Origin of the sequence: Gracilimonas sp. (assembly GCF_040218225.1) — a bacterium.
Lineage (GTDB): Bacteria > Bacteroidota > Rhodothermia > Balneolales > Balneolaceae > Gracilimonas.
Map to the genome: position 1 here is coordinate 235,998 of NZ_JAVJQO010000003.1, position 17,756 is coordinate 253,753.

Annotated in this window: 14 protein-coding genes; 2 read left to right on the forward strand and 12 right to left on the reverse strand. The window is 42.7% G+C overall.

What is annotated here, in order from left to right; all coding sequences use genetic code 11:
• The first annotated feature begins 7 nt into the window (after positions 1–7).
• Entirely contained in the window at positions 8–1,753 is a 1,746-nt protein-coding gene (locus tag RIB15_RS03475) for a M14 family metallopeptidase (RefSeq protein WP_350200759.1), read from the forward strand.
• Between the two features lie 231 nt (positions 1,754–1,984).
• Here RIB15_RS03475 and gltX read toward each other — a convergent pair whose 3' ends face one another.
• The gene (gltX, locus tag RIB15_RS03480; RefSeq protein WP_350200760.1) at positions 1,985–3,463 is read right to left on the reverse strand and encodes a glutamate--tRNA ligase; all 1,479 of its coding nucleotides are present in this window, start codon (positions 3,461–3,463) and stop codon (positions 1,985–1,987) included.
• Between the two features lie 131 nt (positions 3,464–3,594).
• On the opposite strand from gltX, the gene RIB15_RS03485 reads away from it, so the two are divergent.
• Complete coding sequence (locus RIB15_RS03485; RefSeq protein ID WP_350200761.1) at positions 3,595–4,263, forward strand: WbqC family protein; 669 nt, start codon at positions 3,595–3,597, stop codon at positions 4,261–4,263.
• A gap of 208 nt (positions 4,264–4,471) precedes the next feature.
• On the opposite strand, the gene RIB15_RS03490 is transcribed toward RIB15_RS03485, so the two are convergent.
• The 11 genes from RIB15_RS03490 to RIB15_RS03540 form a co-directional block, all read right to left on the reverse strand.
• On the reverse strand, positions 4,472–6,667 hold the full coding sequence (locus RIB15_RS03490; protein ID WP_350200762.1) for a peptidase domain-containing ABC transporter: 2,196 nt from the start codon (positions 6,665–6,667) through the stop codon (positions 4,472–4,474).
• A gap of 12 nt (positions 6,668–6,679) precedes the next feature.
• Entirely contained in the window at positions 6,680–7,819 is a 1,140-nt protein-coding gene (locus RIB15_RS03495; RefSeq protein WP_350200763.1) for an HlyD family secretion protein, read from the reverse strand.
• Positions 7,820–7,868: 49 nt separating this feature from the next.
• Positions 7,869–8,036, reverse strand: a complete 168-nt coding sequence (locus RIB15_RS03500) for a hypothetical protein (protein ID WP_350200764.1) — start codon at positions 8,034–8,036, stop codon at positions 7,869–7,871.
• 11 nt (positions 8,037–8,047) lie between these two features.
• A complete protein-coding gene (locus RIB15_RS03505) occupies positions 8,048–8,254 on the reverse strand; it encodes a hypothetical protein (protein ID WP_350200765.1) in 207 nt (68 codons plus the stop codon).
• Positions 8,255–8,729: 475 nt separating this feature from the next.
• Positions 8,730–9,077, reverse strand: coding sequence for an AraC family transcriptional regulator (locus RIB15_RS03510; RefSeq protein ID WP_350200766.1), 348 nt, complete (start codon positions 9,075–9,077; stop codon positions 8,730–8,732).
• 241 nt (positions 9,078–9,318) lie between these two features.
• The gene (locus RIB15_RS03515; protein ID WP_350200767.1) at positions 9,319–10,965 is read right to left on the reverse strand and encodes a class I adenylate-forming enzyme family protein; all 1,647 of its coding nucleotides are present in this window, start codon (positions 10,963–10,965) and stop codon (positions 9,319–9,321) included.
• 58 nt (positions 10,966–11,023) lie between these two features.
• A complete protein-coding gene (locus tag RIB15_RS03520) occupies positions 11,024–11,485 on the reverse strand; it encodes a GNAT family N-acetyltransferase (RefSeq protein WP_350200768.1) in 462 nt (153 codons plus the stop codon).
• A 4-nt stretch (positions 11,486–11,489) separates the two neighbouring features.
• On the reverse strand, positions 11,490–12,836 hold the full coding sequence (locus tag RIB15_RS03525; RefSeq protein WP_350200769.1) for a M24 family metallopeptidase: 1,347 nt from the start codon (positions 12,834–12,836) through the stop codon (positions 11,490–11,492).
• A 205-nt stretch (positions 12,837–13,041) separates the two neighbouring features.
• The gene (locus RIB15_RS03530) at positions 13,042–15,030 is read right to left on the reverse strand and encodes an LVIVD repeat-containing protein (protein ID WP_350200770.1); all 1,989 of its coding nucleotides are present in this window, start codon (positions 15,028–15,030) and stop codon (positions 13,042–13,044) included.
• Between the two features lie 38 nt (positions 15,031–15,068).
• A complete protein-coding gene (locus tag RIB15_RS03535; RefSeq protein ID WP_350200771.1) occupies positions 15,069–15,830 on the reverse strand; it encodes a DUF305 domain-containing protein in 762 nt (253 codons plus the stop codon).
• A gap of 91 nt (positions 15,831–15,921) precedes the next feature.
• Entirely contained in the window at positions 15,922–17,712 is a 1,791-nt protein-coding gene (locus tag RIB15_RS03540; RefSeq protein ID WP_350200772.1) for a M61 family metallopeptidase, read from the reverse strand.
• Between the last annotated feature and the right edge of the window lie 44 nt (positions 17,713–17,756).

Here is a 17,756-nt window from a genome sequence, read left to right on the forward strand (position 1 = left end):
AATAGCCATGAAGAATTTTACACTTACATCACTGATTATTGCACTTATTGGACTTGGATTGGCATTACCCTTATCGGTGCATGCCCAAATAGAAGATGGTGTTTTCCCTGCGGCCGGTTCTCCCGAAAACCCTAAGGTTCAGGTAAGCTGGAACCAATATTATGCCTATGAAGGCGTCACCGACCTGACCAGAAAACTGGCCGATGCACACCCAAACCTGATCAAGCGCGAATCGATTGGAAAGTCTTATCAAGGCAGAGATATCTGGTTGTTGACAGTCTCCAATTTCAATGAAGGAAATCCTGACCGAAAACCCGCTATGTATATTGATGGGAACATTCACTCTAATGAAATCCAGGGAACAGAGGTATCTTTGTACACGGCCTGGTACCTGGCTGAGATGTATGGGAAGAACGAGTTTATTACACAGCTTCTGGATGAAAAAACATTCTATATCGCCCCTACCATCAATCCTGACGGACGGGAAAATTTCTTTGAAGCTCCCAACACTCCAAGTTCACCCCGGTCAGGCATGAAGCCTATCGATAATGATCTGGATGGAAAGGTGAACGAAGATAAATATGACGACCTGAATAATGATGGCAGCATTACCATGATGCGTCGTAAGAATCCGCGCGGTGATTTTCGCCCGCATCCCAAGTATCCTGAGTTCATGCAGCGCGTTGCTGATGATGAATTCGGAGAGTATGAACTGCTTGGCTATGAAGGATTGGATAACGATAATGACGGCAGAATTAACGAGGACGCGGAAGGTTATTATGATCCCAACCGGGACTGGGGCTGGAACTGGCAACCGGATTATATTCAGGGCGGTGCACATAAATATCCTTTCTCCCTTCCTGAAAACCGGGCAGTAATGGAGTTCGTGATGGATCACCCAAATATTGCCGCCGGACAAAGTTACCATAATGCAGGTGGTATGATTTTAAGAGGTCCGGGTGCCGAGGAAGACCGTGATACCTATAACCGCTCCGATGTTCAGGTCTACAATGCCCTGGGTGAAATGGGCGAACGATTGATGCCTGGCTACGATTACCTGGTGGTATACGATGATTTATACTCGGTGTTTGGAGGAGAATTGGATTGGTTTTATGGAAGCCGTGGTGCATTTACCTTTACCAACGAGCTTTGGACCCCTTTTGAAATGTTTAATGAAGAAGGTGGAGGCCGGTATGGCGTGGAAGTCCACGAATTCAATCGTTACCTGTTATTCAACGATGCCTTGGTTGAATGGGAACCATATAATCACCCGCAATATGGAGAGATTGAAATAGGTGGGATCAAGAAAAACCTGGGGCGTGCTCATCCCGGATTCCTGCTAGAGCAAATGGCGCACCGAAATATGGCTTTCACCATTTTCCACGCTTATCACACTCCACAACTGGTAATTGACGAAATTAGCGAGCGGGATTTAGGCGGCGGACTCAAAGAAGTAACAGCTGTTATTACCAACACCCGCATGATTCCAACCCATGCCAGTCAGGATTTAAAGTACAAGATCACTCCACCGAATTACATCAGTATTGACGGAGCTCGTGTTGAAGCTGGTATGGTTGTCACAAACCGGGCATTAAATCAAACCGTAGAGCAAAAGTATAACCCCCAGAAAATAGCTGTGGATAATATTCCGGGCATGGAGTCTGTCACCGTTCGGTGGATTATCAGCCGTGGTAATAATTACACCATCACGGTTGATAGCAAGAAAGGCGGTCTGGTTTCCAAATCGAAGTAATCCAACCAGCATTTAGTAACAAAAAAAGGAGCTCAATGAGCTCCTTTTTTGTTTTTTTTATGTGTCTTAATAAAATATGTCATTGCGAGGAATTCAGCGACCACAGGAAGCAAATTCCTTGGCAATCTCTTTGATATAGACGCTTGCTTGAATTTGAGAGATCGCTTCGTCGTTAGAGGAAATTATCTCAACTTAAATCTGGGCTCCTCGCGATGGCTTCATTTCCTTAGATCAAAGCTTCTCAATAGCTGTATCAATTCGCTTAAGCACTTCTTCTTTACCAATCAGTTCAAGAGCAGGTGTTAAGTCCGGACCAAATCCCTGGCCGCTTACAGCCACACGAAGCGGCATCATCAACTTACCAAAGCCCACATCATGCTCTTCGATGGTTTCTTTAATTTTGTCTTTTAACGTCACAGCTTCGAACTCCTCTTCCGAAAGCTGTTCGATTTTATCGCGATAAGCTTTGAGGATAACCGGACTGTCATCTTTCCATTTTTTGAGAGCACCTTCATCATACTCTGTAGGGGCTTCGAAGAAGAAGGCTCCCATGCTCACAAATTCTTCGATGGTAGAAACGCGCTCGTGGAGCAGCTCAATAACATGAGTCAGAAATTCATCGTCTGGGATTTCAAATTTAGACTCTTCAAACAAGGCCTTCACTCTTGGTTTCAACTCTTCCACTGAATGCTCCCGGATGTAGTTTTCATTGTACCACATCAGCTTTTTGTAATTGAAAACCGCACCGCCTTTACTTACCCGATCGAGCGTAAATAATTCGCACAGCTCTTTCATGTCGTGGATTTCGGAATCATCACCGGGGCTCCATCCCAGATAGGCCAGAAAGTTCACCAGTGCATCCGGCTCATAATTTCCTTTAATATAGTCTTTAGTGTTCACCGGAATTCCTTCACTCTCTGCTTTACGCTTGGAAAGCTTACCTCCGCTTGGACTCATAATCAAAGGCAGGTGAGCCATTTTGGGCGGTTCCCATCCAAAGGCGTTATAAAGAAGTATATGCTTCGGCGTACTGCTCAGCCATTCTTCACCCCGGATTACATGCGTAATTTCCATGGTATGGTCATCCACCACATTTGCCAGATGATACGTCGGCATTCCATCTGATTTCAACAATACCTGATCATCCAGTCCTTCCGTATCGAAAGAAACGTGCCCGCGAATTTCATCTTCAAAGCGGATGTTTTCTTTCCGTGGAACCTTCAAGCGAACCACATATTCATCGCCATTATCCAGCCGCTTTTGGACTTCATCCTGGGAAAGAGTCAGGCTGTTTTTCATAGACTGACGCGTAATAGAATCATATTTCGGGGAAGGATTACCCGATTTCTCCAGTCGCTCCCGCATTTCGTCAATTTCCTCAACGGTATCGAAGGCGTAGTACGCATGGCCGGACTCAATCAGCTGCTCAGCGTATTTGTGATAGATGTCTTTTCGCTCACTTTGTCGGTACGGACCAAAATCGCCTCCCTTTCCGGGGCCCTCATCAATTTCCATTCCGGCCCATTCCAGAGAATCAATAATATCCTGTTCCGCTCCCTCCACATATCGGGATTGATCGGTATCCTCAATTCTCAACACAAAAGTGCCCTCGTTGTGCCGGGCAAAAAGGTAGTTATATAATGCGGTTCTCAGTCCGCCAATGTGTAAAAATCCGGTGGGTGATGGCGCAAATCGTACGCGAACGCTCATTTAGTATCTCGTTTTTTAGATTTCGAAATTTCAAATTTAACAGAAGTCAAAGATAACAAATTTTAAATGCTAAATTTTGAATCTTGAATTGGCTAAGTTTCAATTCAACTTTCAAAATTCATAATTCAATCTTGCGTCTCGCCCTCCTACAACCCCAGTTTGCTCCCAACCTGTATGACCTTGCTGCAATGCTGAAAGCCGACCGGATTATCTGGAATGATCTGGAGCAGTGGTCGCGAAAGGGGCGTACCCATCGCACCGTTATAAAAGGGGAACAGGGGAAGCAGTGGATTAACATCCCCATCAAAACAGAAGACAAGAAAAAGGCGATTGGCGATGTACGCATTGAGCACGATGAAGACTGGACAGAGCCCTTCTGGAATGCCATTTATCACTCCTACTCCGAGGCCACCTGGTTTGATTTTTTTGTGGATGAGCTGCAGTATGATGTTGAAAAAGCAACAGAGTTTGAGAAGCTCATCGATTTCAATATCTATTTTTTTGGAAGAATGATGACCTATCTTGAGCTGGATATGGAGTATGAACTTGCCAGCCAGATTCCTGATTTCGACCCTAATCCCGACCTCTTTCTCCAACACACCGGGGCCGATATTCTCTACCAGGAATATGACGCTAAAAACTACCAATGGCTAAGTGCCAAGGCGAAACCGTCTTTAGAAAAACACCCGGACTATGCTCAGTTGGGCAATACTTTCCTTCCTGAATGCTCCATCATTGACCTTTTGATGAACTGCGGAAAAGAGAGTTTTAAGGTTTTTGATGAAATCACACAAACTTAGTCATTCCTGGTAAGGCAGGAATCCTAATACTGCTATAAAAACATCGCTTTACAAAGCATACAGATCTCGGGCATTCGCCGCGAGATGACAAGATTGAGTTCAACGTTCTGTGTTCCTTGCCTCCCCTGCCTACCGCAGGCAGGCTACCGGCAAAGACAGGTTCAACCTTCACCCGGGCTTTCAAAAGAAAAACACATAAGATATATACTTAGGCTTTTATACCGTTCTTCTTAAGAAGTTTGTTTAAGTCTATCGGTAATTGCTTATTCCACATGCCATAATAGGCTCCTTTTTTTGAAAAAAGGCTTTCATGATTCCCTTCTTCAATTAGCTTACCTTTTTCCAAAACGCAAATTTTGTCCGCTCCAAGTACAGTGCTAAGTCTGTGTGCAATCAGAATAATGGTCTTCCCTTCCTTTCTAAGTTCTTCTACGGTTCTTTGGATATAATTCTCTGCTGATGAGTCTAGCGAAGAAGTCGCTTCATCAAGAATTAAAATTTCAGGGTCTTTGTATAAAGCTCTTGCGATGGCAATTTTTTGCTTTTGTCCTCCAGACAATGAAGCCCCATTTTCTCCTAAATAGGTATTAAAACTATTGGGAAGTTCTTCAATAAAATCAAGAATGTTTAATTTCTTACAAATGCCAATAATCTTTTCCACATCTGGTTCCAATTCACCAATGGCAATATTTGAAGTAACATTACCATCAAAAAGATCAATGTCTTGAGGAACTACACTTATATTTTTTCTCAAGCTTTTGTTGCTTATATAATCAAGGTTTATATCTCCAACTAAAACCTGGCCACTTTTAATAGGATATAATTTTAACAGAATATTGATTAGCGTTGTTTTTCCAGAACCGCTTTCACCTACAAAAGCCGTAATTTTTCCTTTAGGTATCGCAATACTAAAATTTTCGAATACGGTTACACGTGACCCATATCTAAATTCGATGTTTTTAAATTCTATGGCTCCAATATTTTCTGGATTTATATCTATTTCCTGACCTTCTTTTTCTTTTTCAAGGTCCATGATTTCAAATAAACGATCACCTGCAATCAGGGCATCTTGTATCTGTACATTCATCCCAACTAATTGACTTACCGGCCCTGTGAAATAACCTATGAGGGCATAAAATGACAACAGTTCTCCAGGGGTGATAGACTGTTGTAAAACATAATATCCCCCTACCCATAGCAGTATGATTGTAAATATCCGGGATGAAAATTGGGTTGAGTTTCCAGAGAAGATGGAATTTAGCCCCGAGCGATAAATATGCTGTAGCAATCCCACGAAACGGGTTTCCGTTTTCATGTTAGCAAATCCTTCTAAGCCAAATTGCTTAATAGTAGAGGCAGAGTTTATAGACTCTACTAAATGAGATTCTAAATCCGCTGCGCTTTCCATGACCTTGCGTTGCGTTTTCTTGTTTATGTGATTTGTAATCAAATAAATGATACCATAAACGGGAACAATCAGGAGCATCACCAGACCCAGTTTCCAGTAATACGTAAACATCAAGCCAAATGAGAAAACTACTGTTAACACACTTACGGCAAGATTAATAGAAACATCATTAATAAAAGCGCGAATTTTTACGGCGTCCCCAATCCTTGAAATAATTTCACCGGTCCGCATAGTGTCAAAAAATCGCTGGGGAAGACGTATCAAATGTTTGTAGTAGCCCAATATTAATCGTGCATCCATCAGCTGCCCGGTTTTAAGTACAAACAAACTTCTGATCACACCAATGAAAATTTGAAATATGAGAAGGGTGATCATCCCCACGCTTAGTAGATTCAATAAATTCATATTCCCGCCTGTGAGCACATGATCAATAATCAACTGCACGTAAATAGCTGTTGACAATCCAATAATGGTATAAATCAACGCTCCAAAAAAAGCCTGAATTAATACCCATTTATGCGGTTTCATCAGAAACCATAACCGGCTCATGATGGAGACTTTTTCATCAGCAGGAGTAAACTCTTCTGAAGGCAAGAGTAAAATAAGTACACCCGTCCATTTCTGTTCAAAATCTGATCGTTCAATCTTATGCTTTCCCCCATCCATTGGATCCATTACCACTACATGCTTTTTTGTCACTTGATAAATCACCAAAAAATGATGGAGTACATCTTTCACAACAACATGGGCGATAGCAGGTAACGGAATTTGGGTAAGACTGTCCATTTCACCTTTTACGCCCTTGGCTTCGAAGCCTAATTTTTCAGCGGCTTCAATCATTCCTAAAACATTAGTGCCTTTTTTATCTGTTGAAGCATACTGCCGTATTCTAGCAATAGGAACTTTTAATTCATAATGTGCCGCCACGGAAGCTAGACAAGCCGCACCGCAATCGGTTATATCATGCTGTTTGACCCCAACTCTATTAATATTCATTTCTACTCTCTTTTATGCCGGGTTCAGCCAATCATCTACATTATCATATAACAGTTGGAAAAGGCTCCTTTCAGTTACAATAAACCTTCCCTGGAGTACCATTCCTTTTTTTAGATTGCCCTTATAACCATTAGGCAGCTCCAGAAAATCCTGATTCAACTTGCATCGCACCAAGAAAACAGGTTGGTCTTGTATAACGGTTACATCATCTGATATCTCAGAAATAGAACCATACAAACTCCCCCATTGATTATGATCGAATGCATTAATCTGGAATCGGGCCTGCATTCCTTCTTTCAGTAAACCTATATCTCGGGTAGAAACATACAGCTCTGCAATTAAAGCCGTATTCGGTGAAATTTCAGCAATTTTTTCATTTACATAGATCATGCTTTTTTCAGAAATGCCTGCTACATTTTGAATGACTCCATCTACCGGGGCGTATAGAGAGTGCCGTTCTTTTTCCTTTTTTAATTGAGTAAGATCAGCCTGTAGCCCTTTTAATTCTTGTTCAAAATTGTCTAATTCTTGCTGCCAGCTATTTAATTTTGATCTTTGCAGTAATTCTAATCTTCTTTTTTCAGATTCAAGTTGAAATGTTTGTTGCTCTAATTCGGCTTGACTGATTAGCTGTTTATCGAAAAGTTGCTTTTGGCGATTATATTCAGACTCAATATTGTGAACACTTGCCTCCAAGTCAGTTTTTTCCTGTTCAAAAGCCAACCATTCTGAACGATATAGGGGAGTGCTTAAAGAAATTTGTGATTCGCCTTTTAATTTTCTTTTAATGGATTTCAAATCCCAAATATACTTCCTAAGTACTGACTGGCGCTGCCGGTTGTATTCCATACTTTGTTCTATCTCTTCGGAGTCAATGGCTGCAAGTAGTTCCCCTTTTTGAACAGGATAATTTTCCTCGATTTTAAATTCCGAAATTACTCCCGTAACCGGAGCTTTAAGAACCTGCCGTTCGGTGGCAGCTCGTATCACGCCGTTACTTTTCACACTTACATCAGCTTGAATGAAGGGAAGAGCTGCAAATAAACCTATCACAAAACACAGGGTAGAGCTGTACAAAATTTGTGAGCTTACAGTATGCCGAACCGAAAGGCTTTGTGTGGTTTGTTCAAGGATTTCTTTTGGGAAAAGCATATCCAGAAAAAGGTGAATGAGTGGTTATCTCATTCACCTAATTATTGATTTATAGTAACTCATCCCAAAAGCAATTCCATGCTTCTGTTGCTTCTTCAACAGCTATATTTTCTAATACTTTTTTCCCAATCTTAGCCCAAGGTACACCAAAGCCAGCACTTAAAGATTGCATTTCAATATTAGTAAGTTCTATTAAGTTATTTTTTTCTGTTTTCATAGTTTTATCCCTTAGTTTTCACATTGATTATTTGCAGCTATCCAGTAACTACCTGATGAATTTACAGCCGCACCTCCTGGACTACTTCCTATGCCCGTTTTAACAACACGTGCAAGAAATTTTCCAATAGCACAACCTATCCCTCCTCCGTTTATCTTCTTTTGTTTATCTTTACTTATTAAGTAATAATTGGTTTTTAGAATATTATTTCTATTCATAATTAATACCTTTTATTTAATTAAAATTATAATCAAGCCTGATCGGCTTACCTATAATTGTAATTAATACTGCAGTTATACAGCAGTGGACAAAAATTTATTGTATGAAAGAGAACTTGTATATCCAGCTCCTAAGCTTCTTTGCTCGTCTTTACTCATAAACTCTATTACAAGACTACCTTTGCAAGTATAAACATAACTCCTTCTCCTCCTTGAATACTTGATAGGGCAATCAAAATCATGCTTCAATTCGTTTAGTATTTCATAGAGCCATCGTTCCGAAATGCCTAATTTTTCAGCCAGTTCTTTGGGAGTACCTGTGCATTTCCTTCTTATCAAATAATCTAAATACTCTACCCGATCTAGTGATTTTTTTAAACCCATACGAAAATTAATTTCCCGACCTTTTTAATTTCTAATAACTAAATAGGTAATTCTATTATTTTCAAGATATATCGCCCCCCAATTTGTGCTTTTACTCGTAACCCATTGCCAGTTCTTGTTTTAAGGCTGTTAAATTTTTATCAAAATTAGCTGATAAAAATTTATGAAGTGACTTTTCGTTAGCCAATCCTGCATTTACAGCAATTCTAAAACCGATTGCTGTAGGAGTCTTGCGAATTTCTTTTTTTATAAGGCTAAGTCGAAAACTTTTTAGTTGATCTTTGGGACATATTCCAAATTCTTTTTTAAAAATTCGGCAATAATGAGACCTCGAATATCCCATTTTTTCTGCCCACTCACTTACTGTTAGAATTTCTAGATAATTCTTTTCGAGTATTTCTATGGCCATAGAAATACCGAGCCTTTTGTCTTTCCCCATAAGACAACCCCTCTATTTTTATTGTTATATATTAGATAGAGAGAATAGATTTCAAAATGTTACAAAAAAGCCTGAATTTACCACTGAACTTAGGCTTATCTATTAAGATTGGAGAGTCGTTTATTAGATGAGCGTCATTATCTACTCGTCACATAGATCCTCCTTCGTGATGCCCTTCCGGAAGCTCCTTCATTCCTGACTGCGTTGCCACGCTCTGGCTTAGCAACAAGTGTTAAAAATATCACTTCCTAAACTGCACTTCTTTCCACTTCTCAAACAGATGCGCAACCTTTAGACGCTGGTATTTTCCGGTGGAAGTCACTGGCAACTCTTCGCCAAATACCACTACTTTTGGGGCTTTGGAGAATGGCAGATGTTGTTGGCAGTAATCTAAAATGACTTGCTCGTCTTGCTCAGCTCCCTCTTTCAGTTGCACATACGCTCCAACTTCTTCTCCGTACCAGTCGTTTTCAAATCCCACAGCTATTCCGGCTTTCACACCCGGAGCCTTGTTGACCACTTCATCAATTTCCAGCGGAGCCAGGTTAATGCCCCCTCGGATAATCAGCTCTTTTAACCGGCCGGTAATGAAAAAGTAGGAATTCCCCTCTTCGTCTTTTTTGATAAAACCTTCATCACCGCTTCGAAACCAGCCGTTTTTAAAGGCCGACTCATTCGCTTCCCGGTTATTGAAATATCCTTTCATCACATTCACCCCTCGAATGACGATCTCGCCACGTTCGCCTTCCGGCATGGAGTTACCTTGTTCATCCTGAATGTCCATGTTGTTGGCCGGAACCGGAATGCCAATACTTGGGTAGCCAAAATCCCGCATCCATTTGTTGTGTTCATCTTTGGGTTGTTCCGCAGGTATGAAACAGGAATAGCAGGTGGTTTCGGAAAGTCCATACCCGTGGATAATGGGAATCCCGAATTTCTCCTCAAAGTTTTGGGCTACTTTCACCGTCAGCGGTCCGGCCCCGCAAATGATATGGCGAAACTGTTCTGACTCCGGGGCTTCTTTTCCTTCATAATAATTTGTGAGATACTGAAGCAACGTTGGCACCACACTCACGACATGAACCTGCTCTTCTTCAATGGCTTTAAAAAAATGCCCCGCACTGAACTTCTGATTCAACACCGTAGATCCGCCCACAAAAAACGGGGTTATCATAGTCACAACCGTACCATTTACATGATGAATAGGTAATACGCACATCATTTTTGTTTGACCATCAATGTTGTGCCACTGACTGATAGTTCGGGCATCTTCCAGCAGGTTACACTGAGTTAAAACAACGCCTTTTGGGTTTCCCGTAGTGCCCGAGGTAAATACAATGAGAGCTTCAGATTCAATGCTAACCTTAGCCTCCCGAAGCTCGCCTTCCTCGGCAGAAAAAGAATCAACGGAATCATTACAAACAACTACTTCTATATCCCCCAGCTGACTTATTTCATCAATAACCGTCTGAATACGTTCTGCATATTCATCCCTGACCAGGGCCAGCTTCACTTCGGCATTTTCCAGAATGTAGGCGATGCGGTTGTCATCTTCCCCAAGATTTACCGGCACTACTACCAGTCCGCAGAACCAGGCCGCAAAATACTGAATCACCGTATGCCAGTGATTGTGGGAAATGGTGGCAATTTTATCCCCGGGCTGAAGTCCCTTAGATTGATAGAAACGGGCGGTGTTTACTACATGCTCATAGAATTCCCGGTAAGAAATCTCTGTACGATTCTGACCAGCGTCCCTGTAGGTAAGATATGTTTTGTCGCTCCCAATGCCTCTTTTCAGCAGACTAAAGAAATCATCCTGCAAATCCTCCGGTGAATTTTCCAGAGTCCGGGCATGTGCAATCTTTTCTTCTAAGGTATTGAATTTCATGGTACTCCAACTTTTTTGAGATGGTAGCGGATGAAAGCTAAAAAGGCAAGAAATGGCTTTACAACAGCTTCTTCATCTTATAATTCGCAATCTCAATCCCCTTTCTGTTCACCATTTGTTTTTTAATGACCTTGAAACCATGCTTTTCGAAGAACGGCCTGGCTGTAATACTCCCGTCCGTTATTATTTCTTTGAGCTGATTTTCCTTCGCATAATCTATCAAAGCGGTAATCAGGGTTTTGGCGATGCCTTTTCTTTGATGGTTTTTGTGAACAAACATCGTATCGAGATAGCCTTCGTTTGTGATGGAGGCAAATCCTGTGATACAGTCCTCTTCTTCAGTCACCAAAAAATACTGCTCTCGAATTTTAAGCAACCACCGGTCTGTATCTTTAGAGCTTGAACTCCATGCTTTAATTTGCGATGGTGAATAATCCCGATTGTTTACTTCAGAAATCGTATCTGTAAACAGGTTCAGAATTTCATCCAGATCATTTTGATTCGCTTTACGAATCTTCATTCCTTTATTGTTTTGCCGGTATGCGTGGAATCGTCATAATTTCTCGCTGGCGTCCATCTATGTACCAAACTCCGGATTCATCAAAGAACGCATCTTCTTCCAGCATAATCCGGATTTCCTTGCCCCACTCTTCAATATAGGTAGCTGCATTCAGCTCTATAGAATAAGCGGTATTCAGGTGAAGCGGGTAATCGCCATCCCCTGGCACGCCACCCTGAGCATCCCACATTCCAAGCGTAGTTCCGGCTGCATGACCGTGATAACCAATGGGGTGGGTGTAGATGCTGGGCTTAAGCCCTTCTTCTATAGCTTGCTCCCGCGACATTTTTAGCACTTCATTCCCTGTACGGCCTTCTTTGAAATTATTGGTGAAGATATCCTGCAGGCGATTTCCATTTTCGAAGGCCTTCACTAAATAACCAGGCACCTCGGTTTCTTCCGGGCGAAGCACATACGCATGCTGCTGGGTATCGGTGTTAAGTCTGAGGTAGGTGATTCCGAAATCCACGTGGAGTAAATCCCCGGGCATAATCACGTTTTCGCCGGGACGACTGTCAAAGGTCCTGAGGTGGTCAAAAGATTCCGGATCAGCCCGCTGAATGGATACACTTGGATGAAACCAGGTATTCAGCTTTAATTCCCTGATTTTCTCCCGATACCACCAAACCACATCTTCGGTAGTAGTGATTCCCGGCTGAATGGCAGCATCTGAAAATCCTTCAGCGATAATCTCATGGGCAATTCTGACGATTTGGGGATACACCTGCATTTCTTTTTTCGTACGGGTTTCCAGCCATCGTACAGCCAGCTTCTCGGCTGAAACCAGACGATCCGAGTATTTTTTTCCGATGGCTTCTTTCATTTCTTCGTAATCAGTGACCACCATGCCATCTGCATGTCCCCAAATTTCAGAAATATTAATTCCGATTTTTTCCGGATTCCGTTCTTCAATGATTTCCTTTAGCCGCTTCCATTGATTGGGTTCTCTTTCCTTATCCCACGCCTTTTTGAATGTTTCTCCCACATCATACCGGGCAACCGCCAGCGTTTCCACTCCTTTCCCCGCTCCTAAATCATGCATTACCAAAATAGTTCGGCGCCGGGCAGCAAGCCAGGTAGCCGGAAGCATGGTTTCAATAACGGGATCTTCATTGTATTCCCTGGAAACCACAATCCACATATCGATATCAGTTTCCCTCATCAATTCCGGCAGGTAGTTCTGAACCTTATCTTTTAGCATATCATCGATTACAGCTGCCCGTTCCTTCATAGGCAGAATATGCGGATAGTTTTGAGCTATAAGAGGAGTGGCGAAGATGAATATCAGGCTGAGCGTTAGGAGTTTTTTCATGGCGGTTTTTAATTTAAAAATTTGCAGAATATGGGAATGGACAGGCAGAGGTGCAACTGTGGTTTCTTTAGTTGGGATAAAACAAAATTTCGGACATACGCTGCAAAATGACCTACGTAAGAGTATTATTTAAATTCTAATAAACAAAAACCCCGGATCAGTTTTCACCAACCCGGGGTTTAAATTTTCTATCTGCTGTTCAGATTTACATTGATGCTAAATCGCGTAATGTTTGAGCCAGCTTGCCTGCTTTTGCAGAACCAGAGGTATCAATTCCACCAGCCAATTCAGTTAGCAATGCTGATTTATCTGAACCAGAGGACTTCTCTGCTTTCGCAATTCCAGATCTGAGTGCAGAGATTTCGGATGCTCCCATCTCTTTGTCGCGTGCAAGCTGATCTACATAGGCTTTAGCTAAAGCGTAGGTAGTAGGCCATTCAAACATAGGCTGACCCTGAGCATTCAGGTAATCGAGCTTCACTGTATTAGCCGCATCAATTTCATTTTGAGTAAGCAATGGATTTGCTTCCAGCTCAAAAATATCCATACCACGAGCGATTTCTGAATTGATGATCATACCATTGTACCAGTATACCGACCAGCTACCACCCATTTGCATACGAGTTGAATCAACAGGGCCTCGGTCGTGAAATGCGATCTCAACCGGATTGGCGGGGTCAGTCCAGTCAAACACGGAAATTCCACCCTGATACCACGACTGCACCATAATTTCACGTCCCGGAACCGGAATAAGCGAACCATTATGGGCTACACAATTCTCTTGTGGTGTTTGAGCAGCCGGGAGTTTGTAATAGCTCTGGAATTCCATCTTGTTGTTCTCATTAATGGTAAACAAAGCATTTGCTCCCCACTCATAAGGATCCGTTTCACGGCATTTTGGCTGTCCGCCACCGCCCCACTCATCTGTGAACAACACTTTACTTCCGTCATTGCTGAAGGTAGCAGAGTGCCAGTAAGAGAAGTTAGAATCAGCAACTGCGTCTACTCTTACAGGGTTTGCCGGGTCAGAAATATCAAGCAGTAAACCATAGCCTTCACAAGCGCCACCGGCTAATCCAATTTCAGGATATAATGTGATGTCATGGCACTGGTTAGGACCACGTTCGTCTTCCTCATCATCTCCACCCACACCAAATTGCTGGTCAACCATCATCTGGATATTTTCACGCACGTAAGCACTGTCAGCTGCTGTAGGCTCTGCACCTTCGCCAGCTCTCTGCTGTGCTACATTCGATAAAATCATTCTTACATACTGACCTGGAATCACACGTTCCTGACCAAAAATAACCGCAGTAAAAGCACCTTCTTCCTTGGCTTTTTCCAACGCAGCTTTGTCGGCCGGAGCCATACCGTGTGTAGGAGCTGCTTCCAGGTTTTCGAAAATTCGTGGAGAGTTTACGATTGCCGCTTCTTCCGGATTGTCCAGCGGGACTTGTATCACTTCTATCCTGAACAAGGCTGAGTTCGGATCCTCATCCGGCATTGCAGATGAACATCCTGGCAATTCTTCATTTGGACGAACCGGAGCAGAACCAGAAACATAGATATATACGTTTTCGTCGTCTTCAGGGTCTTTCAATACAGAGTGCGTATGTGAACCGCGACAAGTTTGAACGTTTGATACATATTTTGGCTCTTTAATATCTGTGATATCAAAAATCCGGATTCCGCGAAGCCGTTCTTCACTTACTGTTTCCTGTACACCTTCGGTACCACAATCGAGCCGGCCTCCCAATCCTTCACCGGATACAAAAAGCAGGTTTCCATATACAGATACATCACTTTGCGATGCCGGACATAAGTAGTCAACAACCAGTTCAGGTGACCGCGGATTTGAAACATCCCATACAACCACACCATTATAGTTCCCCTGAATAGCGTAATTACCTTTAAAAGCTAAATCTGAGTTTGTAACCCCTACAAAATCTTCCGGGGGTGGAGTTTGAGATAGCATATTGAGGTTCCAGGAAGCTTCACCAGCATCAAATAAACCGGCTTTCAGGCCAACCCGTGGGTCTGGACTTGGAGGGTTAGCTTCCGTTACCGGTTTTGGTTCAATAGATGGCATCATGCTTGCTGAGCTTGAGTCGTCCATCATCGAAGAAGACGAACAACCATAAGCTCCAATCAGCACCGTCACCATCAAAGTGAGAAATAGGTTCGATTTTTTCATAGTTAAATTACTGAGTTTTTGTTGACTTGATTTTCTTTCTACTGTTGATTTGCAGCTGTAATTCGATCCAGCATCAGTTGCATTCGGTCAATTTCCGTACGCTGATCTACCTGTATGTCTGAAGCCAATTTGAAGGCTGCATCATCCTGGGCTGCTCCGTCCGTATCGAATAACCTGGTAACCATAGTTACTGCTCCTTTATGATGATCGATCATATACTTTAGAAACAGCCGGTCAAATTCATCGCCCCTGGCTTCGCTGAGTTCTTTTAGCTGAGCCGGTGAAAGCATCCCTGCCATGTTGGTGTGATCCATTTTCATATGATCTTCCCCAAGCCCGTGAATCATCAGGTTCAACCCTTTTATATGTACTTCAGGCACCGGTTGATCACGATCTCTAAGCCAGGTTTGCATCGACTGAATTTCATCTTTCTGGGCATTGATGATTCTTGCTGCGAGTGTTTGAATTTGCTGGCTGGCATTATTCTCCGGAGCCAATCGCGACATAATTAAGGCCTGAGCATGATGGGCAATCATGCCGGTCATAAACTTTACATCAGCTTGAGTAAAATTCATTTTTGCACTGTCCCGACGGGCCCAGTATAAAGCTTCCATCTCGGCCTTAGTCATTTCAGTGCCATTTTCAGTGGCCTTTTCAGAAACTGTTGAGCTATCTGAATCAGAATTATTACTTACCGATTCTGAGTTTTTACATGCTGATAATCCAATCACCAACACAAACAAAAGAATTGATTTGGCTAGTTTTGCCATAAAACTGTTGTTCATATACACAATATCCATAACACGTTAACCTTGTAGAATCTCTCTTTTTTTAGAGACGGCTTATTATAAGGGCATTAAACCTGAAAAACCATCTGCAATTAAATCATGCTTAATTTTTTAGCCAGGCATTTCTTTTTTCTTTAGCCTTTCTGTTCGCTTTTGAATTCAACTCTGTTTTAAGAGTCGAATCTTCAGCTAAAGTTACATTAACAGATTTTTCTTGCCCCCACCGGGTGAACCTAACCTCAATTTCATCCCCGGGTTTGTACCCGCTAAGAATATCATCCACCGATTCCACTTCACTCAAGGCAGTTCCGGCAATAGACGAAATTTCATCATCTGTATTAATTCCCGCTTTATATATGGGTGAACCGATGATCGCATTCGATTCCAGCTTACCGATTCCGTCTTCAATTTCGATATCGGTTCCAAGAACCGCCTTGCCGGGATTGGCTTTAACAAGCGTGATCCCGAAATCAGCTAGTAAACTTTGGTAATCTGGCAGCTGACTGTCAAAGATATAGTTCTCAAAAAACGCCTCCGCAAAATCAGCTCCTGCATATTCAGCTAACGTAGCCTGAATGTCTCTGTTGGTGTAGGGAACCTCCTTCTTTCCAAACTTCCTCCACATTAATTTCATGAAGTCATCCAGATTTTTGTTGCCGTCCATTTTTCTGAGTGAAAGGTCCAGCCCGAGTCCCAAAACGCTTCCATAGGTGTAATAAGAAATGAAGGTGTTTGTTTTATTCTGAGGATCTACTGACGTGGCTGCATCCACAAAGGGAGCCTGATAGCTCATTTCAACCGGAGAGAAAAACTCTCGCCCGGGACGATTAATAACATAGTTCAATCCGCCATCCAGGGCCGCCGCATATTCCTCGGCCGTATTTATCCCCGCACGATGAAGAATCAAGTCATCGTAATAGCTGGTGAAACCTTCAGCAAACCAGAGCTCTCCACTCATGTTGGCTTCCTCAAAATCAAAAGGCTCCAGACTAGCCGGACGAATACGCTCTACATTCCAGACATGAATAAACTCATGCGAAACCGTTCCCAAACTGGTATTTCCAAGCGGGCGATCCAAAGGCTTGGAATTGGTAACAATAGTAGAGTTCCGATGCTCCATCCCGTCACCACTTGCGTTAGGCATATAGCAGCTCAGAAATACATATTCCCCGTAATCAAATTCAGGAAGCTCACCGAAAAGATTCACCTGCGCGTTCACAATGGCCATCACCTTTCCAAAGTATTCATCTGCTTCTTCATCCGTTGCCGGTGTATGCAAAGCCATCTTAATCAACTGTCCGTCAATGGCTTCCTGTCGCTCGTGGAAATCAGCGATCTCTACCGGACTGTCGAGGAAGTAATACAAATCAGGTGCATAAAAGGTTGCTCCTTCAAGTGGTTTTAGCTGAGTTGCTACTTTCCAGTTCAGATCTTCCCGGACGTCAAAAGTGATTTCAATCGGGCGGTGCTCGTAATCTCTTGCCCAGGCAAAAGTGGCCGGCATATTGAGATGCGCATGGGTTTCATCTACCTGTGAATAAGTCCCGTCTCCCCGATTGGCAAAAAGAGTGTACTCAAACTTCACGGTTCCGTCATGTCCGCTTATATTCCATTGATGCGGATTGGGTCGTGTGATTTCCAGCTCATTCCCCTTGCTGTCAGTTGCCTTCACTCCATATACATTCTTGGCAAACTCATGAAGTGCATATCGTCCGGGAGAAGTCCGGCTCATCCGTACTTCCAGTATCTTATCCTCCAGGTTGGTATACGTCACTGAAATTTCAGCCTCGTGATGAACGGCGTTTTCGAAAGAGATTTCGTATTGGGTGGTAGTTTGGGCGAGGAGTGATAAGGTGAGAAGTGAAAAAGCGAGCGTAAACAGAACTTTTCTCATGACAGAATTTTGAGATTCTAAATTGATGGATGGATGGAATATGA

Coding starts and splice junctions, on each gene's coding strand:
- RIB15_RS03510 (WP_350200766.1), bottom strand. CDS start 9,077: ATGGGGAAAGACAAAAGGCTCGGTATTTCTATGGCCATAGAAATACTC.
- RIB15_RS03505 (WP_350200765.1), bottom strand. CDS start 8,254: ATGAATAGAAATAATATTCTAAAAACCAATTATTACTTAATAAGTAAA.
- RIB15_RS03535 (WP_350200771.1), bottom strand. CDS start 15,830: ATGGATATTGTGTATATGAACAACAGTTTTATGGCAAAACTAGCCAAA.
- RIB15_RS03515 (WP_350200767.1), bottom strand. CDS start 10,965: ATGAAATTCAATACCTTAGAAGAAAAGATTGCACATGCCCGGACTCTG.
- RIB15_RS03475 (WP_350200759.1), top strand. CDS start 8: ATGAAGAATTTTACACTTACATCACTGATTATTGCACTTATTGGACTT.
- RIB15_RS03530 (WP_350200770.1), bottom strand. CDS start 15,030: ATGAAAAAATCGAACCTATTTCTCACTTTGATGGTGACGGTGCTGATT.
- RIB15_RS03540 (WP_350200772.1), bottom strand. CDS start 17,712: ATGAGAAAAGTTCTGTTTACGCTCGCTTTTTCACTTCTCACCTTATCA.
- RIB15_RS03500 (WP_350200764.1), bottom strand. CDS start 8,036: ATGAAAACAGAAAAAAATAACTTAATAGAACTTACTAATATTGAAATG.
- RIB15_RS03490 (WP_350200762.1), bottom strand. CDS start 6,667: ATGAATATTAATAGAGTTGGGGTCAAACAGCATGATATAACCGATTGC.
- gltX (WP_350200760.1), bottom strand. CDS start 3,463: ATGAGCGTTCGCGTACGATTTGCGCCATCACCCACCGGATTTTTACAC.
- RIB15_RS03525 (WP_350200769.1), bottom strand. CDS start 12,836: ATGAAAAAACTCCTAACGCTCAGCCTGATATTCATCTTCGCCACTCCT.
- RIB15_RS03495 (WP_350200763.1), bottom strand. CDS start 7,819: ATGCTTTTCCCAAAAGAAATCCTTGAACAAACCACACAAAGCCTTTCG.
- RIB15_RS03520 (WP_350200768.1), bottom strand. CDS start 11,485: ATGAAGATTCGTAAAGCGAATCAAAATGATCTGGATGAAATTCTGAAC.